This is a genomic window from Pelagibius sp. (assembly GCF_028289705.1).
GTDB lineage: Bacteria > Pseudomonadota > Alphaproteobacteria > Kiloniellales > Kiloniellaceae > Pelagibius.
This window is the reverse complement of sequence record NZ_JANQOI010000058.1, coordinates 1-4743: the sequence shown is the minus strand read 5'-3', so window position 1 is coordinate 4743 and position 4743 is coordinate 1. Positions and strand designations below refer to the sequence as shown.

The following is a 4743-nucleotide window of genomic DNA, read 5'->3' as shown; positions in this document are numbered from 1 at the left end:
TTACCAGACCGCCATGTTGCGGCTGTCGCAGGCATAGCGGATGTTGACCGGATCGTAGAGCAGGGCGCCGGCATAGTCGCGGCGGCGCAGTTCGGCGCGCACCCGGGCCAGGCGATAGGCGCGCAGGGCGGCGCGGTCGACGCCGCCCGTTTCGAGGTTGAGGGTCGCGGGTGCGCCGCTTTCGGCCGTCAGCCTGCCGTCGGGTGCCATGGCCTCTGCTCCCTTGCGGTTGGATGCGCAAAAGCTTGCCAGGGGCGGGGGCGGCGTCTTGCCCGCCTGCGACGCGCGCCATGGCGGGGATGGCAAAGGACGGCTTGTGGCGTTTCGACTTACGTCGAAGCGGTGCCAGCCCACTCCCCCGCCCGACCACCCAGCGCCAGTATCCTAACGGGTGGTCGGGCGGGGGAGTGGGCCGGTGCCGTCAAGGCCCAAAAGGCCTTCAGGGATCGCGGCTGAGGCCGCGGGCGGCGAGATGGTCGAGGTAGGCCTGCCAGAGGTCGTCCTGCTCGTGGCCCAGCTTGTGCAGGTATTGCCAGGAGTAGATGCCGGTGTCGTGCAGGTCGTCGAACTTGATGCGCACGGCGTAGTTGCCCACCGGCTCGATGGCCATGATGCCGACGTGGCGGCGGCCGGGCACGATCTGTTTCTGGCCGGGGCCGTGGCCCTGGACTTCCGCCGAGGGGCTTTCGACCCGCAGGAACTCGGCCGCGAAGGTGAAGGTCTCGCCGCTGTCGAAGCGGATCACCAGCGTCTTGTCCTCGGAGATGTAGCGGATCTCCTCCGGCCAGTGTTCGCTGCCGAAGTCCTGCTTGTTGTCCTCCTGAACCGGCACGATGATCCTCCGCGGCTTATTGCTCGTCCAAGCGCCGCGCCTCGTCGACCAGCATGATGGGGATGCCGTCGCGGATCGGATAGGCAAGGCGCGCCTGCCGGCTGATCAACTCCTGCGCGGCGGCGTCATAGTCCAGCGGCGCCTTGGTCAGCGGGCAGACCAGGATTTCCAGCAGCTTCGGGTCGATCGGGGTTTGGGTCATGGCTGCGCTGCTCGATCGTGCTTGGTCAGTGATGCTTGGCTTCGCTTTCGCCGTCGGCGTCGTGGGTCGCCATCTCCATGATGGCGGTCAGGGTCTCGGCGCGTTCGGTCAGGGTCATGGCCTCCAGCAGGGCCTGCTTCTCCGGGGCGCCCAGGGGGCAGATCATGGCCAGCGAAGTGACCAGGCGCTCGTCGCCGGTCTGCTCGATGGCTTCCCAGTCGCCCTCGATGGAATTGGCCTCGAAGTAGGCGCCGAGCACCTCCACCAGGCGGTCGCGGTCGATGTCGCCCTTGTCCTCCTCCAGGTCCTCGCGGAAGCGCGTGAAGTCAGGCTCCACCAGCCGGTAGCTGTCGCTCGGCAGCTCGCGGGCCATGTCGAAACGGATCAGCCCGGAGAGGGTCACCAGATAGCGCCCGTCGTCGGTCTCGCTGAAGGCGGTGATGCGCCCGGCGCAGCCGGTATCGTAGATCTTCGGCACCTTCTGTTCCTCGCTCTCCTCCACCGGCTGGATCATGCCGATCAGCCGGTTGGTGGAGAGGGCGTCGTCGAACATCGCCAGATAGCGCGGCTCGAAGATGTTCAGCGGCAGGCGCCCGCCCGGCAGCAGCAGCACCCCGCCCAGGGGAAAGATCGGCAGCGCCCGCGGCAGCTCCTCGAAACTCGGGTCAAAGGCGGTACGGGTCATGACGGCACCACGGGCGGGTCCCCAAGGGTCAGGAAAGAGGTCAGGAGAACAGCAGGGACGACAGCCGCCGCCGCGTTTCGATGGTCAGGGGGTTGGTCGGGCCCCAGGCCTCGAAGAAGGTCACGAGCTGCTTGCGGGCCTCCTCGTCGTTCCACATGCGGTCGCGGCGCACGATCTCCAGCAGCTCGTCGGCGGCCGCCTGCTCCTGGCCGCTGCCGTGCAGGGCCATGGCGAGATCGAAGCGCGCCTGGTGGTCGTTGTGGTCCGCGGCCACCTTTTCCATCAGCGCCGGGATCTCGCCGGCATCGCCGGCCTGGGCCTGCAGGTCGAGCTGCGCGGCCACGGAGGCGAAGGCCGGGTCCTTGCGCATCTCCTCGGTCAGGCCGTCGAACATCTCCCGCGCCGTCTCCAGATCGCCGCTCGCCAGATAGCAGGACAGAAGGCCGGCCAGCGCCTCGGCGTTCTCCGGTTCGTGCTTGAGGACCTGTGAATAGAGGGCGGAGGCGGCGCCGGGGTCGCCGCCGTCCAGGGCGGCCTGGGCCTGTTCCAGGGCCTGTTCGACGGGGCTGGGGCCCCGGCCGGCCTCGCCCGCCTTGCGCAGCCGCTCGACGAAGGCCTTGACCTCGCTTTCCGGCTGCGCGCCCTGGAAGCCGTCCACCGGCTGGCCCTGGAAGAAGGCGTAGACCGTAGGGATCGACTGGATGCGCAGCTGCGCGGCGAGCTGCTGGTTTTCGTCGACGTTGATCTTGACCATGCGCACCGCCCCGCGCGCGGCCTTGACGGCGGCTTCGAGCTGCGGGCCAAGCTGCTTGCAGGGGCCGCACCAGGGCGCCCAGAAATCCACCACCACCGGCACGGTCATGGAGGCTTCGATGACGTCCTGGGCGAAGGCCTCCTGGGAGCTGTCCTTCACCAGGTCGGCGGGCGCTTCGCCCATTGTGCCCGCGGCAAGCCCGTCGCCGCCGATTATCGGTTCCATCTCACGTATTTCCATTCAACTGCTGTTAGGTCTGGCTGCTGCGCTTCTGTGCTGTGGCGGAAAGGCCGAGCGCGATGCGTTTCGCCGGCGTCTGAAGAACTCGATTCCCCACCATAAATGGCTATTTTGCCACGGTTAGGCAAGCCCGGCAGGCCGTCGTGGGCCCGGCCCCCCGCCATCCCGGCCGCTCAATCGAGATCGATCATCCGGGGCGCATGCCCCTCGGCCTCCAGGAAGCGCAGCAGATCCGCCGGGCTGATGGCGGTGGTCTGGTGGTTCACCAGGGGGTGGCAGTTGACCAGGTCGTGGTCCATGACCCCCCGATCCAGCACCATGGTGACCGCACCGGCCGTGTCGTTGACGATAGCGAAGGGGGTGACCGCCCCGGGGCGTACGCCCAGGTGGGTCATCAGGCGCTCGGCGCTGCCGAAGGAAAAGCGCCCGGCCTCCAGCCGTGTGCCCAGGTCCTTCAGGTCGATGCTGCGGTCCTCCAGGCAGGTGACCAGCCACATCGCCCCCTTCTTGTTGCGCAGGAAGAGGTTCTTGATATGTCCGCCGGGCAGCTCGCCGCGCAGGGCCTTGGCCTCCTCCACGGTGAAGACCGGCGCGTGGGTCACCGTCTTGGCTTCGATTCCCAACGCCGCCAGCCGCGCCAGCAGGGCCTCCGGGGTGGTCGGCAGGTCCTGACCGTCGGTGTCTTCCGAGGGGCCGGTTTCGGCCATCGCACGTGCTCCTGGCGTTGGATTGCCGGGGATCGGACGTGCGAACCCCGGGCCTTGTGGCCGTTAAGCCTTGTGTAGCAAAAGGCTAATAGCCTTGGTGGCGCAGGTCCGGCAAGCCGGAATGCGCCGCCGCCCGGAAATCGGCCCGGGCGCAGAGGGGGCCTGGCCATGGGGGACTTGCGCCATGGGGGACTTGCAATGACGGGCGAAAGGGGGTATCTCCCCGCTTCGCCGATGCGGGCGTAGCTCAGGGGTAGAGCACAACCTTGCCAAGGTTGGGGTCGTGAGTTCGAATCTCATCGCCCGCTCCAGTTTCTCGCAGCCTTTCTCTTGAAGATGGCCGCGACAGAAAAGCGTCCCTCAACCAGGGGGCGCTTTTTTCGTGGCCGATGCCGGGTCATCGCGGCCCGGCTCCGTCGGTCCGTCCGCCGGGCCATCCGGCCCATTTGCCGCAAATTCCGGGCAATTCCCGCCCTGACTTAACGAAATCCTCGCGCGCCCGGGCTCATGATGGGCGGGGCTGGCGCTTGGGAGTTCTACAGTCATGGCGATGCAGGAGACGGTGCCGGGCCTGGGATCCGGCGCCCCCGCGGCCCGGCAGGCGGGGACCGCAGGCTGTCTGTTCCACCCGGCGGTGGACTTCCTCTGCCTGGGCGGCGGCTCGCTGATCGTCTTCGCCCTGCTGGCCCTTTTCCCGCCGCCCGAGAGCAGCCATCACAGCGTGGCGGTGGCGATGCTGGCCCTCGCCTTCGTCATCAACAATCCGCACTTCGCCCACTCCTACCAGATCTTCTATCGGAATTTCTCCGAGAAGGCCTTCGGCGGCCACTACGATCCGCTGCTGCGGCTGCGCTACCTCTTCGCCGGGCTCGTCGTGCCGCTGGCGCTGGGCGCCTATCTGCTGGGGGCGGTGTTGCTGGAGGATCCCCGCGCCCTCGGCCTCTTCGTCAACCTGATGCTGTTCCTGGTCGGCTGGCACTACGTGAAGCAGGGCTACGGCATGCTGATCGTCTGCTCGGTGCTGAAGCGGCAGTTCTTCGACGAGACCGAAAAGCGCGTTCTGCTCGTCAACGCCTATCTGGTCTGGATCGCCGACTGGCTGATCGCCAACCGGGCGCTGCACGAAAACGATCTTTGGGGGCTGTCCTATTCCACCTTCGACGTTCCCGAGGTGCTGCTGACCCTGGGCCTCGGCCTCGCGGCCGGCAGCACGGCGGCGATGCTGTGGATGCTGCTGCGCAAGTGGTGGGCGGCGGGGCGCCGCCTGCCGATGAACGGGGTGCTGGCCTACCTGGTGACCCTCTATGCCTGGCTACTGCTGAA

At 67.6% G+C, this 4743-nt stretch carries 7 protein-coding genes and 1 tRNA gene; 2 read left to right on the top strand and 6 right to left on the bottom strand.

Features of this window, described 5'->3' with window-relative positions:
* The 6 genes from Q0996_RS07280 to Q0996_RS07255 all read right to left on the bottom strand — a co-directional run bounded on the left by Q0996_RS07280 (position 1) and on the right by Q0996_RS07255 (position 3420).
* Positions 1 to 210: a hypothetical protein gene (locus tag Q0996_RS07280; protein ID WP_299617169.1), complete on the bottom strand. Its 210-nt coding sequence runs from the start codon at positions 208 to 210 to the stop codon at positions 1 to 3.
* Between the two features lie 229 nt (positions 211 to 439).
* Positions 440 to 838: a DUF971 domain-containing protein gene (locus Q0996_RS07275; protein WP_322096656.1), complete on the bottom strand. Its 399-nt coding sequence runs from the start codon at positions 836 to 838 to the stop codon at positions 440 to 442.
* Between the two features lie 10 nt (positions 839 to 848).
* Complete coding sequence (locus Q0996_RS07270) at positions 849 to 1034, bottom strand: Trm112 family protein (RefSeq protein WP_299617165.1); 186 nt, start codon at positions 1032 to 1034, stop codon at positions 849 to 851.
* Positions 1035 to 1059: 25 nt separating this feature from the next.
* Complete coding sequence (locus Q0996_RS07265; RefSeq protein ID WP_299617163.1) at positions 1060 to 1719, bottom strand: LON peptidase substrate-binding domain-containing protein; 660 nt, start codon at positions 1717 to 1719, stop codon at positions 1060 to 1062.
* Positions 1720 to 1759: 40 nt separating this feature from the next.
* Entirely contained in the window at positions 1760 to 2698 is a 939-nt protein-coding gene (gene trxA, locus Q0996_RS07260) for a thioredoxin (protein WP_299617161.1), read from the bottom strand.
* A 188-nt stretch (positions 2699 to 2886) separates the two neighbouring features.
* Positions 2887 to 3420, bottom strand: a complete 534-nt coding sequence (locus tag Q0996_RS07255) for a prolyl-tRNA synthetase associated domain-containing protein (protein WP_299617159.1) — start codon at positions 3418 to 3420, stop codon at positions 2887 to 2889.
* A gap of 236 nt (positions 3421 to 3656) precedes the next feature.
* On the opposite strand from Q0996_RS07255, the gene Q0996_RS07250 reads away from it, so the two are divergent.
* Together Q0996_RS07250 and Q0996_RS07245 are read left to right on the top strand one after the other, a co-directional pair.
* Positions 3657 to 3731, top strand: a tRNA-Gly gene (locus Q0996_RS07250).
* A 233-nt stretch (positions 3732 to 3964) separates the two neighbouring features.
* The coding region (locus Q0996_RS07245; RefSeq protein ID WP_299617157.1) for a hypothetical protein at positions 3965 to 4743 on the top strand (779 nt) is incomplete at its 3' end.